Raw genomic sequence first — 25,306 nt, 5'->3', positions numbered from 1 at the left:
TTTAATGTTAAAATATTAACAAGTTGATTTGTTTTTCTTTACACTCTCAATATATCAGATTGTTATTCTTTTGTCAAACAAATCATTTGTAAATCATGCATAAATTACCACCCAATATTATGCCCAAATAATTAACAAAATATACATAATGCCTAAATGCTTAAATTAGTATATTATTGATGTTCCTCTAAATCGACATTTTGCATAAAAAATCTTTGCATAAAACTTAATATTGTTATTTAATTAACAATTAAAGAAAAGTATTTTTTACATGCTTATTGACATCACAACATTTATTCGATATTGTATTAAGTAGAAGCTTAAGAATACGTTTAATATAGAGAATACAAAGGATATTATTATATTCCGATTGTATATACCAGAGGTGTTTATATGAGAAAGGTGTTACTTGATGCAATCAAGGGACATGAATTACTTGCGAAAGATATTATATCTGATAGTGGTATTGTAATAATGACGGCTGGTTCCCCTGTAAAAATTGAATATGCTAAGAGGTTAAAAGAACTTGGCTATAATTATATCTGTGTGGAAGATGAGTTGTCTGTTGGTATTAATGTAGAAGATAATATAGAAGAAAAGATAAAAGAAGAATGTCAGGATATTGTAAGAGATATAATTGAACGTTATACTTATCAGGGGTATGGTGAACTGGAGGAAATAAAAAGCATAGCGGAGGGAATTATATGCAATATTATTAATTCTCCGAATGTTTTATATAGTATATCCGGTATCCGCAAAAAAAGCGAAAGTACATATTCACATTCCTTAAATGTATGTGCTATGTCTGTTTTAATAGCTCTGAAAATGAAGATGTCAAAAGAAAAAGTAAGGCATATTGCAATAGGAAGCTTACTCCACGATATGGGGTATAATCTCGTTAAAATAGACTATCTGGATTGTAATTACCTTAAGAGCAGTAAAGAAGAACAGAAAGAGCTAATGAAACATGTTGTATACGGATATTCTTCTGTTATAAAGGAAAGTTGGCTTCCTGCAGCCGCGAAAGATATAATTCTCTGCCATCATGAGAGGAATGATGGGACAGGTTTTCCTTTTCATAAAAAAGGAGATAAAATTAAAATTGGAAGTAAGATAGTTGCGATATGTGATACCTTTGACAGTTTGGTCTATGGTTTTATGATGCCAAAATTAAAAGTACATCATGCATTGGACTATATTCTTAGCCAGGCCGGTATTAAATTTGATTTTGATGCTGTAAACTGTTTTATGGAGTTAATAGCTGCATATCCCAATGGGTCGATCGTGCTTACGAATAACGGTGAGAAGGGTATTGTAATTAAGCAAAATAGCAAATGCCCTACCAGACCTGTTTTGCGTATGCTTGTAGATATGAATGGTAATAATTATGATAAATGGGTAGAAAAGGATCTGAAAACAGAGCTGTCTACCATGATTGTTGATGCACTGGATACAGAAGAATACGTATGAAAAAGTAATTTACTTGCCAGCTGCATTAAAATGTGATATAAGTAATTCATATTCAATGAAATTTTCTTTTGTGGGTATGTTAAATAAGCTAACCTCCATATAATAAGGTAATCTAATTATTGTATTTAGCAGGAGGTAATGTGAATTATAAGCTAGCATGAAAGTTAGTGTGAAAATAAAGAATCACATTTCTTATTTGGGCAATACCGTAATCAGTTCTGCGGTATGTATGGTGTCATTATAAAGGTTATTTTTATGACAACTATAGTATTTCTGTAATGAGGAATACTCCCAAGAAACTGCTACGTATTGTTGAATACTCAATAAAATGGGATATTCAGAAAAGAGGTTATTATGCATAGTTTTTTGAGAGCTATTGGTTTTTCTAATATTAAAGATAGATTAGACTTGGAACATTTAATAAATTTAATTACGGAGCTTCCTTCTGAAAAGAGAGTATATACATCTCAGGATGGAAGAATGTTAGCAGAGGTCACCAGGCTGTTTGGCAAACAATTCGGTATTACTGTTAGAGGTGACTATGATAAGGAAGGTAAGTTCTATATGGAACACTATTTTCCTTATGTTAAGGGAAGCTACATGAGTACAAAAGAAGATTTGTCTATTATTAAAAGAGTGGATACAGACGCCTATACAGGTATGAGTGATGATGTCAGACTTGGTGTTTCTTTAATTTTTTATCTTCAGAATGTTGTAGATCATTTTGATGAATTAAAAGCCAGAAATCAGCTTGACAGGCCTTACCCTATATATTTATCTGCATTGTCCATATCCGGTAAGATTCTGCTTCCGCTGGAAAGAGATGAAAAGCTTGTTAAGAGTAATTCTGCAGAAGTGCAATATAGAAGGCAATTAATAACAGAAGCTAAAAAAGGAAATCAGGAAGCCATTGACAGCCTTACAATTGATGATATTGATATGTATGCTATGATATCAAGACGCGCAAAAGTTGAGGATATTTATACAATCGTGGAAACGACGTTTACACCATATGGCTCTGAATCTGATAATTATACAATCCTTGGAACAATATTAGATCTGGAAACAGTTAAGAATGATATTACAGGAGAAGAGATTTATATTCTTGGTCTTTCCTGCAACGACGTAATCTTTCAGGTGGCAATTAATAAAAATGACCTTTATGGCGAACCTATGGTAGGCAGAAGATTTAAGGGAAACATATGGCTTCAGGGATTTGTAGATTTTAATTATAATAATGCTTAACCTTTAATTTTATTATGGTTTGGGGTTGACTATTTGTCCTGAAAATAGTAGAATATTTTTGCTGCTATTTTAATTATATATTGCAGCTCTATACCATGAGAACGTTCTCGTAGCTCAGCAGGATAGAGCGATCGCCTCCTAAGCGATAGGTCGCACGTTCAAATCGTGTCGGGAACGCTGAAATAAGGCTGTTGAAGAGATATCTTCAACAGCCTTTTATTATTGTATTCTAAAAGTTATTTTTATGATGGTTGCCGTTTCTCTTTTTCTTAGTATAGGCATTTCTGCGTTTTCTGTAAGGCAGTTCTACAAATAAAAGGTAACAGGTAACAGAGATTAAAATTACAATCACAATAATTGATATAATAATAAGTCGAAGCCTATGATTGTTATCTGTATCAGATGGCATTTGTACCCCTTTAGTCACGATAGTTTTGGGAGTTTCGGGAATAAAGGTATTATTTAGTTCATAGGGAGAAGATGCTTTATTATAAAGTATATCTGCATAACCTACAAAGATATTTTTATAAGTATAATTCATAGAACCAATGACATTACTGCCATCTTTCAGCTCTGAAACCGGCTCATAGGAAATATTCTTTTCCGCTTTGGAAAAGGAAATTCCTTTAGGCAAAACTACACTTCCTTCTGTGCTTAGTTTTAATGAGGAGGTCTTCCTGCTAAACAGTGGAGCATATTTTGTAAACATTGTATCCGTATCCCCATTATTAGGACCGATTTCCTGAGATATATTATATAAACTGTAATTTTCAAAGCCATAATTTAATAGCGCTTTTGTATCAGCATATTCATCTGTTATACTGTCACAGCACATGATTACACTGATTAAGGTCATTCCGTTACGCTTAGCAAAAGTAACGAGGGTATACTTCGCTTTGGAGGTATAACCGGTTTTACCGCCGATAACCCCGTCATATGAGATTGAACCCTTTACCATTTTGTGATGATTGGCCAGATATCTGGTTTCAGATTGAATATTGGTTGGCGGTATAGCGTATGTTTTAGTTCCTGTTATTTTACGGAAGGACTCATTATTAATAGCCGCTCTTGATATTAAAGCCATGTCATAAGCGCTTGTATAATGATTTTCGTCTGGTAAACCATGTGGATTGACAAAGTTAGAATCAACACAGCCAAGATTCTTAGCAGTCTTATTCATAAGAGCTGTAAAGGCAGGAACACTGCCGGCTACATGCTCAGCAACACCATAAGCCACTTCATTCGCTGATTCAAGCATAACAGCATATAAACTCTGTTCCATGGTAAGTTTTTCACCTACATCGATACCGATTCGGCTGCTGTCCAGATCTACATCATATATAGCATTTTTTGAGAAAGTAACAACTTCTCCGGGACTGGAATTTTCTAATGCTACTAACGTTGTAAGTATTTTAGTAATGCTTGCGGGAAAATGCTTGTCATGCATATTTTTTGCATAGAGAATTGCTCCTGTAGAAGCTTCCATAACAACGGCAGATTTTGAGTTGATACTTGGCTTGTCACCTATATTAAGTGGCAGAAGATTCTTTTGATTGGCTGTAGTATTTGTAATTTTATCAGTGTTAGGGGATGTATTTTTATCTGTTTCTTTGTTATCAATGGAATCAGAATTCTTATCGGAAGTATTTGCTGAGGAAGTTAATACGGTGCTTACATTAGTTGTATTATTATTTATATTAGCAGAGATAGTCTGAGCTTGTACACTTGTAAAAGATGTATTTGAAATAAGTAAGCATAGTACACTTATAAGTAGAAATGACCTTTTCATAACAACTCCTTTAGATACAGTATTTATAGTATAGGATGTTTTCTTGATATTTATTTAAGCATTACTTAATTAAGCTATAAAAATGATACTTACTTTATAGCGTCTATTCGGTGAAATATATAATTAATCTATGTTATCGTTCGTTTTTTGCATAAAATTTCATTACATTTATCTATTATAGATGATTTCACAGGTTGTATCAAGCACTAAAGAGGGGTTAAGAAAAAATTAATATCTGAACATAAAAAAAGCATTATTCCCTATAGAACTGCTATGGAAACAATGCTTTTTTGCTTATTTTGTACGCCAGTTTTTGATGACTTTAAGTCTTGTAAACTCTTCTCTTTCTTTTTCTTCCAAGGCATTTTGAATGTCATGGACAAGTTGTGAATAATTAGGAATCGTTATATTCTTTAAAGCATTGGCGCGTTTTTGTGTTTTATTAATACTTGCAGCAAGACGGTAAGCTGAATTCTCAATAGTTGCAAGCCTGAGAGTTAATTCCTTAACCTTACGAAAGCTGCTGGTTGCTTCATCCAGCGACACTCTGGTATTAAAGAAGGAATAAGTTGGCTTCTCATCTTCTAACTCAAAATCAACTAAAGGAATTTCCGTACCCATGATACTTCTTTGCTTTATCTCGATAGAATTTTCCTCCGGAATTGTGAAGCTTAAATCTTCAACATTTCGGATTCCCATTTCAATATTGGCTTTTTGCAAAGCGGCATATGCACTGGTAAAAGTTCCATCAATTTCTGTCTGGATATCCCTTGCCTTATCAATCAGCTCCATAAGTTCACGAATTAGAATATTACGCTTCTTATCCATGAGCTCGTAACCTTGTTTGGCTAAGGCAAGAGAGTTTTTAGCTAATATTAGATTTCCCTTGGTGGGGAAGGTATTCGGATCCATATATTACACCCATGCCTTTCTGTTTCATCCGTAAAACGGACTCACTTAATTCAGGTACTTATTTGGAAGCCTCTGATGTGATATAGAATTTATCCAGTACCTTAGTATCAATTCTATCAAGCTCTTCTCTGGGTAACATGCGAAGCAGTCTCCAGCCTAAGTCTAATGTTTGAATAATGGTACGGTTTTCATCCATTCCCTGGGTAATAAATTCACGTTCCATAGCAGCACCGAACTTTAGGTACTTCTTATCAATAGGAGAAAGTTCATCCTCACCGATTACACTGGCAAGGGCTCTTGCATCACCTACTCTAGCATAGGAGGAGAATAACTGGTTTGCAAGATCCTGATGATCTTCTCTGGTATATCCTTTACCGATACCATCCTTCATAAGACGTGACAGGGAAGGAAGAATATTAATAGGAGGATATACGGTTTTCTGGTATATGGAACGGTCAAGAACTATCTGACCTTCTGTGATGTATCCTGTTAAATCGGGGATAGGGTGTGTTATATCGTCATTGGGCATTGTAAGAATAGGAATCTGGGTAACAGAACCTTTGCGGTCTCTAACGATTCCGGCTCTTTCATAAATAGTTGCTAATTCACTGTACAGATAACCGGGATAACCCTTTCTGCTGGGGATTTCACCTTTTGAGGAAGAAACCTCACGCATTGCTTCTGCAAAGGAAGTCATATCTGTTAAAACAACGAGAATGTGCATTCCTTTTTCAAATGCCAGGTATTCTGCTGCAGTTAAAGCAACTTTTGGAGTAATTAATCTTTCTACTACAGGGTCATTTGCCAGGTTCAAGAACATTACTACGTGAGGTGTTGCTCCACTTTCTTCGAATGTACGGCGGAAGAAATCAGCAACGTCATGTTTAACACCCATAGCTGCAAAAACGATAGCAAATTCCTCATCACTGTTCTCACCTAAGGAAGCTTGTTTAACAATCTGTGCGGCCAACTGGTCGTGAGGGAGACCGTTTCCTGAAAAGATAGGAAGCTTCTGACCACGAATTAAAGTTGTAAGACAGTCAATTGCGGAAATACCGGTACGAATATAGTTTCTGGGATACTCTCTGGTACAGGGATTTAAGGGGAGACCATTAACATCCTTATTCACTTCAGGTACTATTGGGCCAAGACCGTCAATGGGCTGACCTACACCATTAAATACACGGCCTAAGATATCTGTTGAAAGAGCTACTTCCAAGGGACGACCGGTTAATTTTGTATGTGTGTTATTAAGGGACATTTCATCTGTTCCCTGGAATACCTGTATAACTGCTTTATCTTCGTATATTTCTACGATTCTACCAATCTTCTTGGTTCCGTTTACGGTCAGTTCTACGATTTCATCATAGGAGGCATCACGTATACCCTCAATAGCAATAAGAGGGCCGTTTATTTCACTTAATCCTAAATATTCTATTGCCATAGTTTTAATCCTCCTTAACCGTTCTTGGCCATGATGCGATTATAGAAGTCATCAATCATAGCTGTATAGTGATCAAATTTGAAAAGTTCATCATTTGCAACATCATACTTAATTGAGATAATCTTTTCGAAGATATCTTCCTGCTTTAACAGTGACATAGGCATATTCATACCAATGAGCTGCTTTGATTTGGAGTAAAGATAAAGTATGGTTTGCATCATTCTAAGCTGTTTATCCAAAGGTACATAGGTATCGGAAGGGTGATAAGCATTCTGCTGAACAAATCCCAAGCGAATGACTCTGGCAATTTCTAGTACCAGCTTCTGGTCATCCGGGAGTACGTCACTACCGATTAATTTTACGATCTCATTTAACTGATTCTCTTGGGTTAATATGCTTAATAACTGATTTCTGCAATCAATAAAGTCTCTTCCGACATTTTGAGTATACCAGGGAGCTAAGTCGTTTAAATACTCGCTATAGCTGGTTAACCAGTGGATAGCAGGGAAATGTCTTGCATAAGCCAGGGATTTATCAAGGGCCCAGAAACAGCGAACAAAACGCTTGGTGTTCTGTGTAACCGGTTCAGAGAAGTCACCGCCCTGAGGGGATACAGCTCCGATAATAGATACACTGCCTTCTGTTCCATTTAAGTTCTGCATAAAACCGGCTCTTTCATAAAAGGCTGAAAGTCTTGAAGCCAGGTATGCAGGGAAACCTTCTTCTGCGGGCATTTCTTCCAAACGTCCGGATAATTCACGAAGAGCCTCTGCCCAACGGGAAGTAGAGTCAGCCATAATAGCTACGTGATAACCCATATCACGATAGTATTCAGCTAAAGTAATACCGGTGTAGATACTAGCTTCACGAGCAGCAACGGGCATGTTGGAAGTATTAGCAATAAGAGTGGTTCTATCAAGTAAGGGATTGCCGGATTTCGGATCTACTAACTTTGAGAAGTCTTCCAATACTTCTGTCATTTCGTTACCACGTTCACCGCAGCCGATGTATACGATAATGTCCGCATCGGACCATTTAGCAAGCTGATGCTGTGTCATGGTCTTACCGGTACCAAATCCTCCGGGAATGGCAGCTGTACCGCCTTTAGCGATAGGGAATAAGGTATCAATAATACGCTGTCCGGTTATAAGGGGACGGTCTGCGGGGTATCTTTTGGAAGTAGGTCTCGGAACACGAATAGGCCATTTCTGAGTAAGAGTAATGTCTTTCTCTTCTCCTTCCGGTGTTCTGATGGTTATAATGGTATCATTTATTGTATACTGTCCGTCTCTTACAGCTTTGATAACTACACCATTTGTTCCGGGAGGTACCATTGACTTGTGAACAATAGCACGTGACTCGGGAACTTCGGCGATAATGGTTCCGCCGTATACTTTATCCCCTTCTTTTACGGTTACATGCACATCCCAAAGCTTGTTCTGATCAAGTGCATCTACACTTACACCTCTGGAAATATATGCTCCGGAAGATTTTGCTATTTCTGTTAATGGACGTTCTATACCGTCAAAGATATTACTGATAATACCGGGTGCTAAGGTTACGGAAATAGCAGCGCCTGTTGAATATACTAATTCGCCAGGTTTCATACCGGTAGTCTCTTCATATACCTGTATCGTAGTCTGTTCTTTTGTAAGACCGATTACTTCTCCGACCAACTTTTCGTTGCCAACAAGAACCATTTCGCCCATCTTAAAGCCCTGATTGCCTGCCACATATACAATTGGTCCGTTAATTCCGTGTATTTTTCCTGTTATATTCATAATGGAGATAACTCCCCTTTCTTCTTTTCACATGGCATTTTTAATTTGATACTGGCTTATAAGTTAATGTTAATGAATTAACTTACAGCGAATTTATTCTTGGATTCTTCCATTCTGGTCAGAAATGAATTATCTATCAAAATGCTTTTTTCCTGAATAACAGCACGTATACCGCCTATAAAATCACGGTCACTTATGGTTAGTGTGGCACCTGCCTCCGCTTCCAAAGTGTCTTTTAAGGCAGCATCGGTAGGATTGATATAAATTGCTATATTGTCTTTACCTGCAAAGTTTTTTGCAGCTTTTATCTGCTTTACCAAAAGGGCTTTATATTCGGGAGTTTTCATATACTCCTGAAGTTTAGCAGAGATATCCTCAAAAAGTTTACTCTTCAGCTCAAAGGAACGATCACTTAATTTTCTCTTTAGAGTGATTAACTCACTAGCGACTTCCTTATTTTTTTCACGAAGCAGTTTTTCAGATTCGGCTCTATATGTTGCATCAGCTTTTCTTAACTCTTCTTCCTTGTGCTCGTTGTAGATTTGCTGTAAAGATTTTTGATATTCTTCTATTATTTCAATATTCTGACTGGTGGCGCTTTCCATTGCAGAATTATAAAATTGTTCTAATTTTTCATCTAAAGTCATAGACATCTCCCTTTACAATTTTATTCCAATTGCTTCATTTACATAGGAAGTAATAAAATCGGGTTTCCTTCCCGTTCCGTGGCGGTCGGGAATTTCAACAATCAGCGGAAGCTTTCGGTTTAATTTTACATCATTTATAATATCAGGGAATTCGCGGCTGAACTTTTCTGTAATCAGAAGAACTCCGATCGTTTTATCTGCAAGCGCTTTATCCAGTTGTTCTTTTAAATGCTTTTTAGAATGTATGACAACTCCATCCACGCCTGTGAGGCGCATTCCGGTGTAGGTATCAACGTTATCGCTGATAAGAAACATACGCATACAGTTACCTCCTTAATTAATAAGAGAAAAGCCTTATGCTAGGCATTATTGCAATTGCCCGTAGAGAGCGGTTATAGCTTTGGGATGTCTTGCAATATGCATAGGAGAGAAGTGTGAAAGAAATACTTTCACACTTCTTTTTTGCATTACGGTAAGATAGAGAATGATACGATTAATCCGTAGAGAGCAATACCTTCTGCAAGAGCTACGAAGATAAGTGCTTTACCCATGATACTGGAATCTTCGCTCATAGCGCCTAAGGCAGCGGAAGCAGCGGAAGCAACGGCGATACCACCACCGATACAGGATAAACCAGTTGAAAGAGCAGCAGCTAAATATCTCCATCCTTCTGCGTTAGATGCAGCTGTTGTAGCTTCAGCAGCAGATACGTGACCGGAGAATAATAAGATGTGTGCAATTACTAATGTACCAAAGAAGAAAAATGAGTTTGCAAGTACTGTTGCCTTAAAGTTTCCTTTTTTCTTTTCACTGAGTAAAAATGCTCCAAAGGGAATTGCGATACTTAATACTAAAGCGATTACTAAAATGATTTTTGCTGTCATTGTCATAATATGTTCCTCCTTAAAATTATACTATTATTTACTTTTATATGGTTTAAATCCTTTTCCTGTCCCCCTGTAAAATCGACTGAACATTTCGTAATATTCAAGACGCAGTACCTGAATACCAACAATGAGGCCTTCCATACCGGCTACGAAAATATTACCAAGAATTACAATCAATATATTAGGGTTCCCTGTATGGGCTCCTGCAAAAAGCATTACGACACCCATCATGGCTGCATGGCTGATTGCGAAAGCACCAACACGCAGGAAGGAAATAGAATTTGTAAGGTAGCTTAAAACGATTTCAAATAACTCAAAAAATGATTCTACAAAAAACATACCCTTTTGTTCCGGTAATATCTCAGCCTTCTTCTCGACTAAATGTGAGAGGGGCTCTCTTAAGAAGATAAGAATAAGTGGTATTCCCAGGAAAACAAGGAGTACAATACCGGCAGGCATAGGGTTACCGGTTGCTACAAGAACGACACAAACCAGTATCATCACGTAGAATACGAGACCTGCGGCACCATTGGTATCAAAGAAAACTTTTTCAACATCTTTTGCTTTTATACCATTAACAATGTTTATAATCATTGCGATTATAATAAGGCCTGAACCAAAGGCTACAGCCGTTAACAGTACTGTCATTACATTTTCCATGGGATTAAGCCATATATGAGGCAGAACATCTTCAAAACCGAAAATACTGCCGTACATAAAGCCCATGATGGTGGAAAATACACCAGCTGAGGAAACAATAGCAGCCAGAGGCATCTTCTTAAAGTAATACAGTAAACCGCCGCCTATTGCAAGACATAGACCTTGACCAACATCTCCGAACATGATTCCAAAAATGATGGAATAGGTGATAGCAACAAAAAGGGTAGGGTCCATCTCGTTATAAGCCGGAAGACCATACATCTTTATAAACATTTCAAAGGGCCTGAATATCTTAAAATTATTTAACTTTGTCGGCGGCTTTGAGTTAATACTAGCAAGATCTTTTTCTGATAAACAGTAGATGTTTTTATCCTTATCAATATCATGAAGTAAAGCAGGAGCGCTTTCCTCTGTAATCCAGCCGCATAGGATGAAGTATGAGGCATTTCTTTTAGAAATAGTAGTCAAGGCAGCCATTTTCCTGACATCAAAATTATTGGAATATACACTGATGTGCTCATAAGCATTTAATACCTGGTCTGAACGGCTGCTTAAGCGGGATTTCATCTCAGCGTTGATGTCGTCAATTGACTTCTGATTTTCTTCCAACTTCTTGACGAGGGAATTATAAGCCTGCTCCGGTGTTCCTTCATATTCCGAGGCAAGAGAGATATTTTCAAAATGCAGAGATGAAAATATAGTATCTGTCTTTTCAGCTTCGGAAGCCGGCACAAAATATACACCCCAAACATAGTCCGCATCATTTCGACATTCTACAAACACTGTTGTAAGGCTTTCATACACGAATTTGGAGAATTTGGTGTAATACTCACGGGAAATTCGTCCAAAGCGGTATTTTATAAATTTGAAGTCCTGAATTTTATCAAGTTCATAGTCCAGTGAGCGGAAGGGTTCAATTTTTTTCTGAAGCTCCAATAAATGCTCTCTATCGACTCCCAGCTTCTTCTTACCGGCAGTCAAATCTTCCATTTCCCGGGACGCAGATAAAATTATTGTAGACGCTTCGGAAAGGGTCATGTTGGTTGCTTTAACGGGTTGCTTGTTATCAAACCTATCTGCCAGTTCAAGAGCCTTTGCATGAATATCTTTGTAGGGATTCGTCTCGACAAAGGGTTTTAAATCCTGAACGGAACTAAGTTCGGATAGAGCATTCTCAAGGTGAATTTCATATTTATTCAAATACGTGCCTACAACTCTGTCAAACTCAGCCTTTGGACCGGTAATGGTGATAAATCTCATCTTTTCAATCAATTATTACACCTCCGATTCAAGTAATAGTAATATATTTTATTGTATCTGCAGGATCAAGCTTATAACGGATACATTCCAGTGCGGATGTAAGCCTGTCAATTTCTGTCCTCTTAAGATACAAATAATAACTGATGGGTGCCATGGAATTCTGGTATTTATCACTTTGATGTTTATAATTCTTAAATAAAGTCTTCTGATATACCTTTTCAACTGTGCCATTTGCGAGGGAAGGAATCATAAACTCATAAGGAGTTGTCTTTAATACCCCGCTGAACTCATCAATGGTGGAGGTTTCCATCAGTTTTATCAACTTATCCTTTTTTAATTTATAAGTGATGGGAATAATGTAAGCGTAGGCATCCTTAACCTGAAGATTGTAGAACTTCTTGGAGCGGTATAACCACATTATATTTAGCAGGTCTATTTCAAGACCTATGGTTTCTGTAACATACTTTAGATTATCGCCGGACAGAGTTTTATCTTTCATCTTCCATGCTTTCATGAAGTATTGGATATCAAGCTTCATTTCGTAATCAAAGGAGGTTATCTCCGTCTTCTGAATGCTGGTAAGTACAGAATAGTAGTCGCTTCCTTTAAGGTTTTCTACATATTCATCCATGGATTTGGAAGAGGCGAGTGCTGTAATATCAATACTGGAATGCTTATTAAAAAAGGCAGTAATGCTGTCCAGGTCGTATTGCCTGTGCTGGTTATAGACCATATGCATACAGTATTTCAATATGTTCACTTCATAACGGAGAAAGACAATGTCAAGTACCTTTCTTTGCTCGGGATTAGAGAAGCTGTATAATTTGGAAAAGTCCTTGTACAGGCAGTTGTCTATCATTCCCTCCACCTGACCGCGGTGGATAAGGTTTTCATCTATACCTGAAAAGATATGATCATACCCGGGATGAGACTTTAAGTACGCAATAAAATCGGCTGTGGATTCGAAGTTTGCTATTGTTTGATATTCTGCGTCTTTGACAACTTTGGCCTCCAGGGCTTTGGTTTTTGTAACAATCCCGCTATAGACTAATAAATTGCTCATAACAAACCTCCCTGTAACTAATTATTTACTCACTGATGATTTCCTGCATTATCCGATCGACATATAAATCGTGATTCCTGGCATAATTAGATTCCAAGTCGGCAAGTTGCTTTTCCCAGTCTTTTGTTATAGCTTCTTTTTCGGCGGCTAATTCCTTTGTTACCTGATTTTTTAATACAAGAAGTTTTGCATTAGTGCTATCAGCTACGTCTTTATCCAACTTTTCCAAATCATTTTTTAAGGCTTCGTGTAATTTCACTTTTTCATCGTTGGCACGTGCAATGATAAGATTCGCTTTTTCTTCAATGTCGTGTAAAAGACCAATTACATTTTCCATGTTAAACCTCCTTGCGTTTATTTTTTGTTTGGCTTACGTATAATATACGCGGTATTCATAATAATTGTAAGCCAATAAGAATTAACCTTGAAAAATTATAAAGCATGTGACCTTACGGCTAGACTAAAATAGTCAGTATAATTCCTATTTTTTAAGCTGGAACACAGCTATATAATACTACAGAAATTAAAAAATACTATCGTTAAAATGTACAAATTTCGATAAATTATTAACAATTAATTAATTATAATTAATTAAATCGTTGGAAAAATTAAATTTTTAAAAACAGTTATTTTGAGAAGCCCCAAAAATGTTTAAGTACTTGTTATTATCTATTTGTATGATATAATGAATTAGCAAAAATTTCAATAAGAATTAAGTCGTAAAAAATAATATTTTGTAACTTAGCAGCAGAATGAGAGTGGAAGAAAATATAACTGGAAAGGTTGCCACAAAGGGATTCTTTCGCTCTGTTTATAGGTGGCAGCAGGGCAGTATATCTGGCAGTATGGATACATTCAGACCTGCAATATATGATGGTGCATTATGAGATTGAGAAATGTGCGAGGTTCCAAAGAAGAGATTGAAACAAATGAATATGTTATTCATAATCCGGAACAACACAAAGGCAAATGGAAAGAAGTTTTTGGTAACGATAACCCTCTTCATATTGAGATTGGAATGGGAAAAGGTAAATTTATCTGCCAGCTTGCTACAGAGAATCCAGACATCAATTATCTTGGGATTGAAAAGTATTCCAGCGTATTAATTCGTGGTATAGAGAAAAGAAAAGATTTGGAGCTATCAAATCTCTTTTTTCTATGTTTGGATGCGGAAACTGTAAATAATGTATTTGATAAAGGAGAGGTTGAGAGAATTTATTTGAACTTTTCTGATCCTTGGCCCAAAGACAGGCATGCCAGAAGAAGATTGACCTCAAAGGAATTTTTATCAAGATATAAAGGATTTTTAAAAGAAGAGGGAGAGATCATTTTTAAAACAGATAACCGTCTGCTCTTTGATTTTTCCTTAGAAGAAGCAGAAAATGCGGGTTGGGCGCTGGTTAATCATACTTATGACCTTCATAACAGCGAATATGTAACCGGAAATGTAATGACAGAATATGAAGAGAAGTTTTCAGGACTAGGAAACCCTATACACAGAATGGTAATAAAACAGAAATAATAGTTTTACATGATACTTATGTTACCCCCTGTACAATTTAAAAAAATCTGCATATAATAGATATAAAGCTTTAAATAAGGAGATTATAATGAAAAACACATTAAAATCTCAGCTCGCTAAATCATTTAGCGGCAATATGGAACTCAACAAACGTGCACTTCAGATGAAAAATTCCTTTGACGAGATAAATGGAATATTAGGCAAGGGATTAAAAAAGAAGAGCAATAAAAAACAATCATAGATTGCTGTTAAATACAGTGTAAATGAACGAAGGAGGAACAAATATGGCTCACAAATTTACAGATGAAAATTTTGAAGAAGAAGTTTTAAAATCACAGGTTCCCGTAATGGTTGACTTTTATGCGGACTGGTGCGGTCCTTGTAAGATGATGGCACCGGTTGTTGAAGAACTTGCGACAGATTATGAGGGAACGATTAAAGTGGGCAAACTTAATGTAGATGAAGCTCCCGGCATCAGCAGTAAATACAGAGTTATGTCTATTCCCACCCTGTTATTTATTAAAGATGGGCAGGTAGTTGATACAGTAATCGGCGCAGTACCAAAATCACAGTTAACCGATAAGATTGAAAAATTAAAATAAGTTTTATGAGATCATAGTTGTAACTAACCGGGCAGTGCTTTTTACTAGAGAAAGCACTGCCCTAATTTTATCTGGTTAATAAAGAAAGCTTGTCTGAATTGGATAATAATTGTTGAAAAATAAGCTTTTGTAAACAATTAAAATAAAAATTAAAAAAGTTTAAAAAAATGCTTGCAATTTGTTTATAGATATTATATAATCATTTTTGCGTTCGGGAAACACGAACAAGCAAAATAAGCGCTTCTAGCTCAGTTGGTAGAGCACCTGACTCTTAATCAGGGTGTCCAGGGTTCGAGCCCCTGGAGGCGCACTTTGAAGTCCTAGTTTGGCAGACGAGAGAGCTGCTGGGTTAGGGCTTTTTTGTTATACAAAAAAATTTGATGCATTATTATCCTAATAATAAAATAATCAGACTACTTTATAATTTATTCAGCATGTACAATAGTATATTCTTCGGTAATTATTTCAATTGGATTTCCATTACAATTATAGATATTAGTAAAGGAGCAAGGAAAACTTCTAGCTTCTGCATTGGGACCACTTGTTAATTCAAAATGGAGGTGAGGACAACCTGACAAACCTGTATTACCTACTAAACCAATAACTTGACCTTGCTTTACTACCTCTCCAATTTTTAGATTTATACTATGATACTGTAAATGATCATATTGGGAGTACTCTCCTCCAACATGCTCTATAGTTACTACATTACCCGTGATTACTGGCCAATAGCCATGGATAGATTCTATTTTTTCTTCTTCCTCTCTACTTATCCCTATGGTTTTTTCTTTCATTTCCTCATAAACTTGTACTACTACTCCATCAGCAATAGCATATACCTTTTCTCCATAGCAAGGATAGTCTTCTTGTTTCATATTCTTATTAATAGGTACCATATGATTGTTATCTAGTTTGGCTAAATCAAAGGCAAATTCATCAGCGTTTCTTTGACGATGAGCAAGGAGACAATCAAAATTCCCGTTTACTTGCCATGTTCCCTTAACAGGAAAAGTATATTTATTTTTATTTTTATATTTTATAAGAGTGATATTCTTATTTTTCTTGTACTCAATACCCTCTTGTGTATATTTAACCTGAACTATAAGTTCATCTAATAATTCGTTATATACAATATGGAAGTACTCATTTCTTAATCCAATTTCTTCACCTGGTTGTAATGTTGCACTTTCAGCTAAACAATTGTAATCCCATAATTTTTGAGCTCCTATTAAGGCTCCTATTTGATTTTCTGAAATATGAATGTTTTTATTCCATTGTGGTATCCAGAACTTTAAAGACTCATAAGAATATACATACTCTTTTATAACCTGTCCGCATTTTTTTACTGTAAAAGAAAGTTTTTGTATTTCTATTGCAGCATCTGTTGTATTTTTAATCCTTAATGCTCTAAGCATAAAATCAGAAAAATATATATCAACATTAAAATCAGACATTGTTATTATATAATCTTTAGGTAAAATCGTAATTTCCATTTACATCACCACTTCCTTAATATTCTATTTAAATAGTATCATCAGGTAGATCAGCATCTCAACCTACAACTTTTTTCTGAAACAAAAATGCGCCATTAGCATTTTGCTTATGACACATTTTATATTTGGTTTTCTCTTCTTATTTGTAGAATAATTCTCTGGATACTTTTAAGAGATAAATAATATATCCAAATAAATAAACTCTTTTTTTAGCAGGAACTAGAATTTCACCCTCATCAATATCAACAGCATTAAGTAGGATGAACCCAATTCCAAACGATTTATTTAATTTCCTTAATTCATCATTTCATTGTCGGATGTGACAGGTACTTCTTTGGCTTTTCATAAAATTATCATCAGGGTATAGTGAAATTATGTATTTTGATTTAAAATATGTCTTAGATTGATAAATTAATTAATGATACAAACTAGATATATTTAAGAATACATCAACTGTAGAAAGTGTGATAGAATGGATGATTGGTTTACTGTTGAAAAAATAGATGATGCTACATATGCAATCAGTGAATATAAGCACTGGGAAGAAACACATTGTTATCTTCTTAATGGAAGATATAGCAGCCTTTTAATTGATACAGGGCTTGGTGTTGGAAATATTAAAAAGGTAGTTGATAATCTTACAAATCTACCGATAAAAGTAGTTACAACGCATGTTCATTGGGACCATATCGGAGGACATAAATATTTTGATAATATCGGTGTTTACGAAACAGAAAAAGACTGGATAAACACAAATTTTCCCATTCCATTAAGCGTTGTGAAAATGAATTTACTGAAAGAACCATGTGAGTTTCCAAAAGAGTTTGATAGCGAACAGTATCAAATTTATCAAGGTCAGATTTCGTTTTTATTACATGAAAATGATGTTATAAGTTTAGGGGATAGAAATATTAAAGTGATACATACACCTGGCCATTCTCCTGGTCACATATGTTTTCATGAAATAGAAAGGAATTATTTATATAGCGGTGATTTAATATACGAAGGGACTTTAGATGCATTTTACCCCTCAACCAATCCATATCAATTTATGAACTCTGTAAAAAAAGTTAAAGAATTAGCAGTAAAAAAGGTATTACCAGCACATCATATGCTTCATATAAGTCCAGACTTAATATATGATATTGATAAAGGTTTTACGGAATTATACGAATCAGGTAAACTTGTTCAAGGAAATGGATTGTACCAATTTGGTAAATTTAATATTCATATTTAAGAAGTATACGATATGAGGTCATTGTAATTGTAAGTAAATATTGATTATATCAAGCTTTGCATTTTTGTAAGTATTACACTGGGTAAAGACGATATAAATATTATGCATTATATATATGGTCATTCAGTTGATAAAAGGGTTTAACAGCTGTTCTGGTATACTCGGCCTGTCAAGGAGTCACCAGGTGTCAGACGAAATAGGAGCTTGAAATAGAAAAATGATTTAATTAATATTAAAGATATTTCTAAAGAATATAAAGGGTGAAGGAGTATCGTATGGAAGCAAAAGACAAAGTTGAGTTTTGGTTGAAAAATTTAAAACTCTTCGCGTTGAACTCTGAAGTTCATTGTTCACGTGAAGAAAAAATAATAAAACAAGAACTCATTGGTACAAGAAATGTCAATTTAGCATTTAATGAAATGATAAAACATATGCATTCTGATATGGGATTCCAATATGAAAATATTGTAAAGCAACCTGTTGTTATTAAAGGTGGGAAGCAGATTCTACTCTTTACAATTGGAATGAATAATTATTACACCGATATTTCAGCCATTCATGAAATAATTACTTATCCGACAAGGAATTATAATCAATTTAAGGTTAACGAAAATCCACCAATGGTCGCAATCTTAAACTGGTATGAAGGATTAGTGCCAGTAATTCAGACGCATATACTTATAGAAGAGGAATTATCAGAAGAGAATTATTTACTTATTTATGATATTAACAAGGAAATATATGCTTTTACTATTACAAAAATCTATCCAAAGCATGAAATCGATAGTTCATTGTATGGAAAAGAAATAGAGATAGATAATAAAAAAATTAAGTATCTTGATTTTAGTAGTTATGAAAAGCAACTTATAGATGTTAGAATGAAATTGAAAATGTAAAAGGTGTCGAATAATTTGGTAAAAGCCAACTAGTCATTAGTCATGGCCTAAGTAAGGTTAATACTATACTATTCAAAGCTTGCCCTTCAAATTTCAATATACGTTATTAAGTTTTAATGTTCGATATTATATAATATTGTGATTGTTTATTATATTTATTATTGGAGGTATAGGATGGATACAGTTTGGTCGACATATATTCAAAAAATTGGTACATTATACCTTAGTCGTTCATTACGGTTTTCCGATTTTTTTAAAGAGTCTTATATTGATACATTCATGATTGATGACAAACATAGGATATTAGAAATTGGTTGCGGACCTGGAGCATTAACACAATCAATACATCGTTGGTATCCTAATGCAGAAATCATAGGTACTGATAGGGATAGTGAATTTATTGCATTTGCATCTAAACAAGCTGCAACTATTAAGTTTATCCAAGCTGATGCCACAAGCTTGCCTTTTAGCGACAGTTCCTTTGATGCCACAATATCAAATACAGTGCAGGAACATATAGAGCCATCAAAGTTTTTTGGGGAACAATATCGTATTTTAAAACCCAATGGAGTATGCCTTGTTTTATCAGCAAGGGGAGGGATTAACATACAAGCACCATGTATTATTGAACAAACTGAATTAGAAAAAGAAATATATAAACGTACTGAGAAATATTTTAAAGAAGTAGATAAAAAATATAATGTATGCGCTTATCCCTTATCAGAGTTGGAATTGCCATTAACGATGCAGGAATATGGTTTCAATAATGTTTCTACAAGTTATTTAACTATAAACCTAACTCCAGATAATCCTGAATATACTAAAGAAATGGCATACGCAATGATTAATACTAATCGGCAAATTGAGCTTGATAACATTGACCTTTTACCTCTTATTGCACCAAAAATTATTACCTTGGATGAAATCGATGAATTAAAGCAGATTAAAAATGCCAAATATGATAAGCGTCTGCACCTATACGATAAAGGTGTAAAACAATGGGATACAAATATGTCATTAGTAATGGTGCTTCGAGGAACAAAATAAGTATAAAAAGGTAACTAAACATTTGATTTAAATTTGTAAATGCTGTGTCTATGTTTAAAAACACTAATAAGTAGAGCCAATATCCGAATTGATATCTTTTGGATATTGGCTCTTTCTTATTATGTTCTTTGATTGATTAAACAATTTAAGAAATTCCCGGGAGTTTTTATTGAAGAACAGTAATACGATTAAAGCTGTTAACTCAATTTGTAGAAAGTATAATGGGAATTAACACTTAATGGACCTTATATAACATCCTGGAAGGTTAGAACAATGATAATTTTATTCCATAAATAGCACATAAAGTATAGTAAATTTATGTATTTTGATTTACAATTATAGACAGTTGGAAATGAAGCCTATTGATGTAAAACAATGCAAAGATGGTTTTATATTAGTCATCTTAATCTTATTGATGGAGGAGGAATTAAAGATGAAGTGGAAAATGAAAAAATTGAGTATTTTAGTTATCGCCTTGTTGCTATTATTTCAAACGGCTTGTAGTAAGTCTGAAAAAACAAACGAGAGTATCAATTCCGGCAAAGTTCAAACAACGGTAAGCATTGCCCCAACTGAGACACAGGTTACGGCAACTCCAGCTGAACAAACAAGTAAACCAGCTGAGTCCCAGCCAGCTACACCATTATCAAGTAAGAAGGATAACGAGACAAAAGTTTCTATTAAGCCATTTGATGATATAAGAGCCTTTGATGGAGAAAAGAAAATATTAGAGGAAAATGAATATAGTTTGGATGATATGATTACATATACTTTTAACGAAGGTACTGTTCTAAAGGGCAACGAAAGCCGGCAAAAAGAAATAATGGATAATGGTAAAAATCCCGGTCTTGGTATCAGAAAGCTTCACGAAGAAGGTATTACAGGTAAAGGTATTAATGTTGCAATTATTGACCAGAATCTTTTACTTCATCATCCGGAGTTCGATGGAAAAATAGCGAAATATTATGATACCGGTTGTGAGCAGGATCCCAAGAGTGGTTCCATGCACGCACCTGCGGTTACAAGTATTTTGGTTGGCAGCACAGTGGGAGTGGCACCGGATTCAAAGGTTTATTTCGCTGCTGCACCGTCCTGGACCAGAGATAGCTCTTTCTTTGCAAAAGGACTCAATTGGATTATTAAAGTGAATAAAAAATTACCGAAGGATGAAAAAATTCGTGTTGTGTCAGTGTCGGCAGCACCTTCAGGAGTTGGTTCTCCTTTTATAAAAAATCAGAAAATGTGGGATAAAGCAGTTCTTGCAGCCCAGAAGGAAGGAATTCTGGTATTAGATTGCCGAGACGATAAAACAACTGGTATTATTGCTCCGGCATACTATGATCCAGAGAATCCCGATGATGCTGCGATGTGTACAGGGGGATTCCCTACATCTAAATTTATAATCCCCTCTTCGAAAATAGGGGTACCGACGTCCTATAGAACAGTTGCCGAAGAATACGTGGAAGGCTCACCTTCCTACCAGTATACTGGTCAAGGCGGGTTAAGCTGGGGAATACCTTATGCAGCAGGAGTATTGGCTTTGGGATGGCAGGTTGACCCGTCCCTAGACAATGAGCAGATAGTTAAGACCCTTTTTGAGACCAGTACGAAAGCAAAGGACGGAATAAGTAGTATAATAAATCCAACCGCTTTTATTGATGCAATTAAGAAAGCTAAGGAATAGGAAATATGTTATAAAAAGTTTTATATAAAGTAAGATAAAGAGTAACAAGGGATATTAATTATAGGAAAGAGTCAGTATCTGAATGAGCGAATTTCAGGTACTGACTCTATTATTATACCTAAAAAGGAGTCAATGATATTGAAAAACTCGAGCATGAGATTTACACACCTGACTGTCTGTACTACAGAATTCATGGACATTGCTTATTCTATCAATAAATCAAACAGGATTTAGATTAAAGTATAGTAAAATTATAGCATATGATTTAAAATAATAAATATTTAAGCATAGTAAAGATAGCAAAAGGTGTAGCTTGCCTTGCATTTGTTTCATTGTATAAAATCCAAATCAGGAAAACCAATTTTGGGAGAATGACAAAGAATGAATCTGAAAGAAAGGTCAAAACAGTTGAAAATAGATATCCCCGCTATTTTTATAGCGTTGAGGGAAAAAGAGACGCCTGTAATTGCAAAAATTCTTGCCGGTGTTACCATTGCCTATGCATTATCCCCAATAGACCTTATACCAGATTTTGTACCTGTGCTAGGTTATTTGGATGATGTAATTATATTGCCGCTTCTTATCACACTGACGGTACGGTTGATTCCCGCAGACAAATTTGCTGAATGTCGTTTAATGGCTGAAGGACTATGGGCAGATGGCAAACCAAAGAAATGGTATTTGGCTTTACCGATTGTAGCCATATGGGTAATTGTGATATATTCTATTATAAGAATTATCTGGTTCTGATAATGAGGGTTAGCGGAAGATGATTTATAGTTTTAACTACAAAGGCAAAAGGAAGAAAACAGATGAAAGAGAAAGCAATAAAATACTTGATGAAGGACCAACTGCTGCATATCGGGATGATTGAACCTATCAATAGGAACACCGCCGATATCTTATATGCAGATTCAGATTGTGTGTTAATGAAAGAACTAAAAAGCAATGCCCTAATGATATCTGCAGCTTCCTTTGAAAAAGGGCATGAAGTACTTAGTAAGATATCTGAATGCAGTCTTATTGTAGCGCATCAGCAATTCATGGCAGACTATATATCAAATAAATTCGGATTAAACAATAAACTTGAATGCTTTCAAGCAGCTTATCTGAGCAAAGATAAACTGGTTATAGATAAAAGTATAGAAGTAAGACAGTTAGATATCAACCATGCAGATTCAGTCTTGAAACATTATGATTTGCTGTCAGATTCAGAAATTAGAGCTCTTTTAAAAGACGGCAGTATATATGGGGGATATAAAGATGAAGTTCTTGTAGGCTTTATTGGAACTCATTTGGAAGGCAGCATAGGGTTGTTAGAGGTATTTCCTGAATACCGGCATCTGGGTTATGGCACAGTTCTTGAAAGTTATATGGTGAACAAAATACTTGATATGAGCGCTATACCTTATGCGCAGGTTGAAGTAAATAATACAAAGTCGATGGCATTGCAAAAGAAGCTTGGATTTAATATATCTGAGAACAGCATTTATTGGATTTTTAATTAAGTCTCTTCAAGAGTTAATGGATGGCTTATTAATAATATGTGGTTAGAAAAAAGATAACAGGTAAAGCAAATGAAAGGTCATGAAATAAATGAAGGTTTTAGTAACAGGTGCCACAGGGCAGTTAGGTTACGACGTTTTGAAAGAACTGAAGAAAAGAAGCATAGATGCTGTCGGCATCGGTTCAAAAGACTGTGATATAACCATTCAAAAGGCTGTCTTTCAGATGATAGAGAATATAATGCCAAATGTAATAATTCATTGTGCCGGTTATACTGCAGTTGATAAGGCTGAAGACGAAGTAGATAAATGTAATTTAATTAATGCAGAGGGAACAAGAAACCTTGCATTAGCGTGCAATAAATACGATATTACTCTATTGTATATAAGCACTGATTATGTATTCAGTGGAGATGGCATAGAACCATGGCAAGCAGAGGCTGAAAGAAACCCGGTCAGCCAGTATGGAAAAAGTAAGTATCAGGGAGAAGTGGCAGTTGAAGAACTGCTGGATAAATATTTTATAGTAAGAGTTTCGTGGTTATATGGAATTAACGGAAAAAATTTTGTTAAGTCTATGCTGAAACTTGCTGATACTCAGAATAGCATTAAGGTAGTTTCAGACCAGATTGGTTCACCGACATATACCATAGATGTGGCTAAAATTTTAGTGGATATGATTCAGACAAATAAATATGGAAAGTACAATGTATCAAATGAAGGTTTCTGCTCCTGGTATGAATTTGCTCAAGAAATATTTGAGTACACGAGTAAAACTATTGAAATTATTCCAATAACTAGTGAAGAGTATGGTGCAAAGGCAAAGAGACCCTTTAACAGCCGAATGGATAGTAGTAAACTGGTGGAAAACGGGTTTGAATCATTACCGGAATGGAAGAATGCTTTGAAGAGATTTCTAAAAGAATACAATGGGAAGCAGCCATTAATATAATGAAGGAGTAGTATATGGAGATAAAAAACGTTGATCTGTTTACGAATGATTATATCTGGAAGGATTCTGTTGGCTTAATCACAAAATCGTTAGGTGCAGCAGCAGGCAGCCAAAAAATTTATGTTAATATTGATACTGTTCCACCAAAAGCCTACAGCACGAAGTACCATAGTCATTCCCAGCAGGAAGAATTTTTTATGGTCCTTTCAGGGACCGGCACGTTACGACTGAACGACAAAGAAGTGCCCGTAAAGCAAGGTGATTTTTTTGCTAAGCCGGCAGCACAAAACATTGCTCATACATTTTATAATTCTGGCAGTGATAATTTGGTTATTTTAGATGTAGGAACAAATGAAAAGGAAGACACTTGTTACTATCCGGATGATGATATGTACTTACAAAAATCAAATGAGCAACGTCGTAGTTTTCCTGGCTCAGCTATTGATCCATTGTGGACATCAGAGCCGAATTGAGGCAACGAGCAATAGAAGCAACGAGCAATAGAAGCAACGAGCAATAGAAGCAACCTATAGGGGGGATTTATACTATGAAGATTGTATTCGTAAGACACGGGGAACCGGACAAAACCTATGTGGACGAAAAAGGGTTTATCGGAATGGGAAGAGATATGGCTCCATTAACAGAGCTTGGGATAGCACAGGCGAAAGAGGCTTCTAGGAGTCCGCTGCTGCAAGGCTGCCAGATAATTGTAGCTTCGCCTTATACAAGGGCATTGTATACGGCAGCTATTCTCTCTAAAAATGCTAACTTGGATATCCTGGTGGAAATAGACCTACATGAATTCCTTCCGGATAAGACTTTTCAAGTAAAGGGAGAAGAAGAAAATTCAAATTTACATAAAGAATTCATTAAGTGCCGCGGGGAATATCCCCAAGGGGAAACAAAAAAATGGGAGACAATTTCTGAAATTATCAAACGTACGAAGCCTGTAATGGATAAGTACTATGATCTTGGATATGAGAAGATAGTTGTTGTCGCACATGGGGGAGTTATAAGAAGGTATGCAGGGATAGATGTAATAGCATACGGAGAAGTCTTAGAAGTTGAGTACAACAAAGAGTTTCAATGTTTTGGGTGGGTGTAAGGCAGCTCAGTCTCAGAGGTAATTCTGAGACTGAGCTTTTTCTTTTCATAATCCCATCAGATTATCTGTTAATAAGGAAATTAATATGAATAATAATTAAAATAT

26 protein-coding genes and 2 tRNA genes are annotated in these 25,306 nt (G+C 35.5%); 17 read left to right on the top strand and 11 right to left on the bottom strand.

Annotated features, from left to right (window positions below):
* Positions 1 to 393 precede the first annotated feature (393 nt).
* The 3 genes from bsdcttw_RS24805 (at position 394) to bsdcttw_RS24795 (ending at position 2,892) form a co-directional block, all read left to right on the top strand.
* Complete coding sequence (locus bsdcttw_RS24805) at positions 394 to 1,470, top strand: HD-GYP domain-containing protein (RefSeq protein WP_185257423.1); 1,077 nt, start codon at positions 394 to 396, stop codon at positions 1,468 to 1,470.
* Positions 1,471 to 1,824: 354 nt separating this feature from the next.
* On the top strand, positions 1,825 to 2,715 hold the full coding sequence (locus bsdcttw_RS24800) for a DUF3881 family protein (protein WP_185257422.1): 891 nt from the start codon (positions 1,825 to 1,827) through the stop codon (positions 2,713 to 2,715).
* Positions 2,716 to 2,818: 103 nt separating this feature from the next.
* Positions 2,819 to 2,892, top strand: a tRNA-Arg gene (locus bsdcttw_RS24795).
* A gap of 52 nt (positions 2,893 to 2,944) precedes the next feature.
* Here bsdcttw_RS24795 and bsdcttw_RS24790 read toward each other — a convergent pair.
* From bsdcttw_RS24790 to bsdcttw_RS24745, 10 genes are all read right to left on the bottom strand, one after another.
* Positions 2,945 to 4,504: a D-alanyl-D-alanine carboxypeptidase family protein gene (locus tag bsdcttw_RS24790; RefSeq protein ID WP_185257421.1), complete on the bottom strand. Its 1,560-nt coding sequence runs from the start codon at positions 4,502 to 4,504 to the stop codon at positions 2,945 to 2,947.
* A 294-nt stretch (positions 4,505 to 4,798) separates the two neighbouring features.
* Positions 4,799 to 5,416: a V-type ATP synthase subunit D gene (locus bsdcttw_RS24785; RefSeq protein WP_185257420.1), complete on the bottom strand. Its 618-nt coding sequence runs from the start codon at positions 5,414 to 5,416 to the stop codon at positions 4,799 to 4,801.
* A 58-nt stretch (positions 5,417 to 5,474) separates the two neighbouring features.
* On the bottom strand, positions 5,475 to 6,860 hold the full coding sequence (locus tag bsdcttw_RS24780; RefSeq protein WP_185257419.1) for a V-type ATP synthase subunit B: 1,386 nt from the start codon (positions 6,858 to 6,860) through the stop codon (positions 5,475 to 5,477).
* Between the two features lie 14 nt (positions 6,861 to 6,874).
* Positions 6,875 to 8,641 carry a V-type ATP synthase subunit A gene (locus bsdcttw_RS24775; protein WP_185257418.1) on the bottom strand — a complete coding sequence of 589 codons (1,767 nt, stop codon included), beginning with the start codon at positions 8,639 to 8,641 and terminating at the stop codon, positions 6,875 to 6,877.
* 77 nt (positions 8,642 to 8,718) lie between these two features.
* Complete coding sequence (locus tag bsdcttw_RS24770; RefSeq protein ID WP_185257417.1) at positions 8,719 to 9,288, bottom strand: V-type ATP synthase subunit E; 570 nt, start codon at positions 9,286 to 9,288, stop codon at positions 8,719 to 8,721.
* A 12-nt stretch (positions 9,289 to 9,300) separates the two neighbouring features.
* A complete protein-coding gene (locus bsdcttw_RS24765; protein ID WP_185257416.1) occupies positions 9,301 to 9,609 on the bottom strand; it encodes a V-type ATP synthase subunit F in 309 nt (102 codons plus the stop codon).
* Positions 9,610 to 9,755: 146 nt separating this feature from the next.
* Positions 9,756 to 10,178, bottom strand: a complete 423-nt coding sequence (locus bsdcttw_RS24760) for an ATP synthase subunit C (protein ID WP_185257415.1) — start codon at positions 10,176 to 10,178, stop codon at positions 9,756 to 9,758.
* A 27-nt stretch (positions 10,179 to 10,205) separates the two neighbouring features.
* Positions 10,206 to 12,107 carry a V-type ATP synthase subunit I gene (locus tag bsdcttw_RS24755; protein ID WP_185257414.1) on the bottom strand — a complete coding sequence of 634 codons (1,902 nt, stop codon included), beginning with the start codon at positions 12,105 to 12,107 and terminating at the stop codon, positions 10,206 to 10,208.
* 16 nt (positions 12,108 to 12,123) lie between these two features.
* On the bottom strand, positions 12,124 to 13,158 hold the full coding sequence (locus bsdcttw_RS24750) for a V-type ATPase subunit (RefSeq protein ID WP_185257413.1): 1,035 nt from the start codon (positions 13,156 to 13,158) through the stop codon (positions 12,124 to 12,126).
* A 25-nt stretch (positions 13,159 to 13,183) separates the two neighbouring features.
* Positions 13,184 to 13,495, bottom strand: a complete 312-nt coding sequence (locus bsdcttw_RS24745; RefSeq protein WP_185257412.1) for a hypothetical protein — start codon at positions 13,493 to 13,495, stop codon at positions 13,184 to 13,186.
* A gap of 421 nt (positions 13,496 to 13,916) precedes the next feature.
* Between bsdcttw_RS24745 and bsdcttw_RS25275 the strand changes: the two genes are divergently transcribed.
* From bsdcttw_RS25275 to bsdcttw_RS24725, 5 genes are all read left to right on the top strand, one after another.
* The gene (locus bsdcttw_RS25275; RefSeq protein ID WP_269140610.1) at positions 13,917 to 14,045 is read left to right on the top strand and encodes a hypothetical protein; all 129 of its coding nucleotides are present in this window, start codon (positions 13,917 to 13,919) and stop codon (positions 14,043 to 14,045) included.
* Positions 14,042 to 14,680 carry a tRNA (guanosine(46)-N7)-methyltransferase TrmB gene (trmB, locus tag bsdcttw_RS24740; protein WP_185257411.1) on the top strand — a complete coding sequence of 213 codons (639 nt, stop codon included), beginning with the start codon at positions 14,042 to 14,044 and terminating at the stop codon, positions 14,678 to 14,680. The genes bsdcttw_RS25275 and trmB overlap by 4 nt, the downstream gene beginning before the upstream one ends.
* A gap of 88 nt (positions 14,681 to 14,768) precedes the next feature.
* Positions 14,769 to 14,921 (top strand): hypothetical protein, encoded by a 153-nt coding sequence (locus tag bsdcttw_RS24735; RefSeq protein WP_185257410.1) that lies wholly within the window; start codon positions 14,769 to 14,771, stop codon positions 14,919 to 14,921.
* Between the two features lie 43 nt (positions 14,922 to 14,964).
* A complete protein-coding gene (gene trxA / locus bsdcttw_RS24730; protein ID WP_185257409.1) occupies positions 14,965 to 15,282 on the top strand; it encodes a thioredoxin in 318 nt (105 codons plus the stop codon).
* A 237-nt stretch (positions 15,283 to 15,519) separates the two neighbouring features.
* Positions 15,520 to 15,592 (top strand) — tRNA-Lys (locus tag bsdcttw_RS24725).
* Positions 15,593 to 15,707: 115 nt separating this feature from the next.
* Here the strand turns inward: bsdcttw_RS24725 and bsdcttw_RS25370 are convergent.
* Positions 15,708 to 16,775: a M23 family metallopeptidase gene (locus tag bsdcttw_RS25370; protein ID WP_185257408.1), complete on the bottom strand. Its 1,068-nt coding sequence runs from the start codon at positions 16,773 to 16,775 to the stop codon at positions 15,708 to 15,710.
* Between the two features lie 472 nt (positions 16,776 to 17,247).
* Here bsdcttw_RS25370 and bsdcttw_RS24715 point away from each other — a divergent pair, with 472 nt between their 5' ends.
* The 9 genes from bsdcttw_RS24715 (at position 17,248) to bsdcttw_RS24675 (ending at position 25,201) form a co-directional block, all read left to right on the top strand.
* Positions 17,248 to 18,012, top strand: a complete 765-nt coding sequence (locus bsdcttw_RS24715) for an MBL fold metallo-hydrolase (protein WP_185257407.1) — start codon at positions 17,248 to 17,250, stop codon at positions 18,010 to 18,012.
* 275 nt (positions 18,013 to 18,287) lie between these two features.
* On the top strand, positions 18,288 to 18,908 hold the full coding sequence (locus bsdcttw_RS24710; protein ID WP_185257406.1) for a chemotaxis protein CheW: 621 nt from the start codon (positions 18,288 to 18,290) through the stop codon (positions 18,906 to 18,908).
* A gap of 174 nt (positions 18,909 to 19,082) precedes the next feature.
* Entirely contained in the window at positions 19,083 to 19,955 is an 873-nt protein-coding gene (locus bsdcttw_RS24705) for a class I SAM-dependent methyltransferase (protein WP_185257405.1), read from the top strand.
* A gap of 433 nt (positions 19,956 to 20,388) precedes the next feature.
* Complete coding sequence (locus bsdcttw_RS24700; protein ID WP_185257404.1) at positions 20,389 to 21,639, top strand: S8 family serine peptidase; 1,251 nt, start codon at positions 20,389 to 20,391, stop codon at positions 21,637 to 21,639.
* A gap of 381 nt (positions 21,640 to 22,020) precedes the next feature.
* Positions 22,021 to 22,389 (top strand): YkvA family protein, encoded by a 369-nt coding sequence (locus bsdcttw_RS25450; protein WP_225903748.1) that lies wholly within the window; start codon positions 22,021 to 22,023, stop codon positions 22,387 to 22,389.
* Positions 22,390 to 22,451: 62 nt separating this feature from the next.
* A complete protein-coding gene (locus bsdcttw_RS24690; RefSeq protein ID WP_185257403.1) occupies positions 22,452 to 23,147 on the top strand; it encodes a GNAT family N-acetyltransferase in 696 nt (231 codons plus the stop codon).
* Between the two features lie 88 nt (positions 23,148 to 23,235).
* A complete protein-coding gene (gene rfbD, locus bsdcttw_RS24685; protein WP_185257402.1) occupies positions 23,236 to 24,096 on the top strand; it encodes a dTDP-4-dehydrorhamnose reductase in 861 nt (286 codons plus the stop codon).
* A 14-nt stretch (positions 24,097 to 24,110) separates the two neighbouring features.
* Positions 24,111 to 24,569, top strand: coding sequence for a cupin domain-containing protein (locus tag bsdcttw_RS24680; protein WP_185257401.1), 459 nt, complete (start codon positions 24,111 to 24,113; stop codon positions 24,567 to 24,569).
* Positions 24,570 to 24,643: 74 nt separating this feature from the next.
* The gene (locus tag bsdcttw_RS24675) at positions 24,644 to 25,201 is read left to right on the top strand and encodes a histidine phosphatase family protein (protein ID WP_185257400.1); all 558 of its coding nucleotides are present in this window, start codon (positions 24,644 to 24,646) and stop codon (positions 25,199 to 25,201) included.
* Positions 25,202 to 25,306: the final 105 nt, after the last annotated feature.

It is taken from the genome of Anaerocolumna chitinilytica (assembly GCF_014218355.1).
Classification (GTDB): domain Bacteria; phylum Bacillota; class Clostridia; order Lachnospirales; family Lachnospiraceae; genus Anaerocolumna; species Anaerocolumna chitinilytica.
Note: the sequence above shows the minus strand (reverse complement) of the source record. Positions and strands in the feature narration are given on the sequence as shown.

Coding starts and splice junctions, on each gene's coding strand:
- bsdcttw_RS24805 (WP_185257423.1), top strand. CDS start 394: ATGAGAAAGGTGTTACTTGATGCAATCAAGGGACATGAATTACTTGCG.
- bsdcttw_RS24800 (WP_185257422.1), top strand. CDS start 1,825: ATGCATAGTTTTTTGAGAGCTATTGGTTTTTCTAATATTAAAGATAGA.
- bsdcttw_RS24790 (WP_185257421.1), bottom strand. CDS start 4,504: ATGAAAAGGTCATTTCTACTTATAAGTGTACTATGCTTACTTATTTCA.
- bsdcttw_RS24785 (WP_185257420.1), bottom strand. CDS start 5,416: ATGGATCCGAATACCTTCCCCACCAAGGGAAATCTAATATTAGCTAAA.
- bsdcttw_RS24780 (WP_185257419.1), bottom strand. CDS start 6,860: ATGGCAATAGAATATTTAGGATTAAGTGAAATAAACGGCCCTCTTATT.
- bsdcttw_RS24775 (WP_185257418.1), bottom strand. CDS start 8,641: ATGAATATAACAGGAAAAATACACGGAATTAACGGACCAATTGTATAT.
- bsdcttw_RS24770 (WP_185257417.1), bottom strand. CDS start 9,288: ATGACTTTAGATGAAAAATTAGAACAATTTTATAATTCTGCAATGGAA.
- bsdcttw_RS24765 (WP_185257416.1), bottom strand. CDS start 9,609: ATGCGTATGTTTCTTATCAGCGATAACGTTGATACCTACACCGGAATG.
- bsdcttw_RS24760 (WP_185257415.1), bottom strand. CDS start 10,178: ATGACAATGACAGCAAAAATCATTTTAGTAATCGCTTTAGTATTAAGT.
- bsdcttw_RS24750 (WP_185257413.1), bottom strand. CDS start 13,158: ATGAGCAATTTATTAGTCTATAGCGGGATTGTTACAAAAACCAAAGCC.
- bsdcttw_RS24745 (WP_185257412.1), bottom strand. CDS start 13,495: ATGGAAAATGTAATTGGTCTTTTACACGACATTGAAGAAAAAGCGAAT.
- trmB (WP_185257411.1), top strand. CDS start 14,042: ATGAGATTGAGAAATGTGCGAGGTTCCAAAGAAGAGATTGAAACAAAT.
- bsdcttw_RS24735 (WP_185257410.1), top strand. CDS start 14,769: ATGAAAAACACATTAAAATCTCAGCTCGCTAAATCATTTAGCGGCAAT.
- trxA (WP_185257409.1), top strand. CDS start 14,965: ATGGCTCACAAATTTACAGATGAAAATTTTGAAGAAGAAGTTTTAAAA.
- bsdcttw_RS25370 (WP_185257408.1), bottom strand. CDS start 16,775: ATGGAAATTACGATTTTACCTAAAGATTATATAATAACAATGTCTGAT.
- bsdcttw_RS24715 (WP_185257407.1), top strand. CDS start 17,248: ATGGATGATTGGTTTACTGTTGAAAAAATAGATGATGCTACATATGCA.
- bsdcttw_RS24710 (WP_185257406.1), top strand. CDS start 18,288: ATGGAAGCAAAAGACAAAGTTGAGTTTTGGTTGAAAAATTTAAAACTC.
- bsdcttw_RS24705 (WP_185257405.1), top strand. CDS start 19,083: ATGGATACAGTTTGGTCGACATATATTCAAAAAATTGGTACATTATAC.
- bsdcttw_RS24700 (WP_185257404.1), top strand. CDS start 20,389: ATGAAGTGGAAAATGAAAAAATTGAGTATTTTAGTTATCGCCTTGTTG.
- bsdcttw_RS25450 (WP_225903748.1), top strand. CDS start 22,021: ATGAATCTGAAAGAAAGGTCAAAACAGTTGAAAATAGATATCCCCGCT.
- bsdcttw_RS24690 (WP_185257403.1), top strand. CDS start 22,452: ATGAAAGAGAAAGCAATAAAATACTTGATGAAGGACCAACTGCTGCAT.
- rfbD (WP_185257402.1), top strand. CDS start 23,236: ATGAAGGTTTTAGTAACAGGTGCCACAGGGCAGTTAGGTTACGACGTT.
- bsdcttw_RS24680 (WP_185257401.1), top strand. CDS start 24,111: ATGGAGATAAAAAACGTTGATCTGTTTACGAATGATTATATCTGGAAG.
- bsdcttw_RS24675 (WP_185257400.1), top strand. CDS start 24,644: ATGAAGATTGTATTCGTAAGACACGGGGAACCGGACAAAACCTATGTG.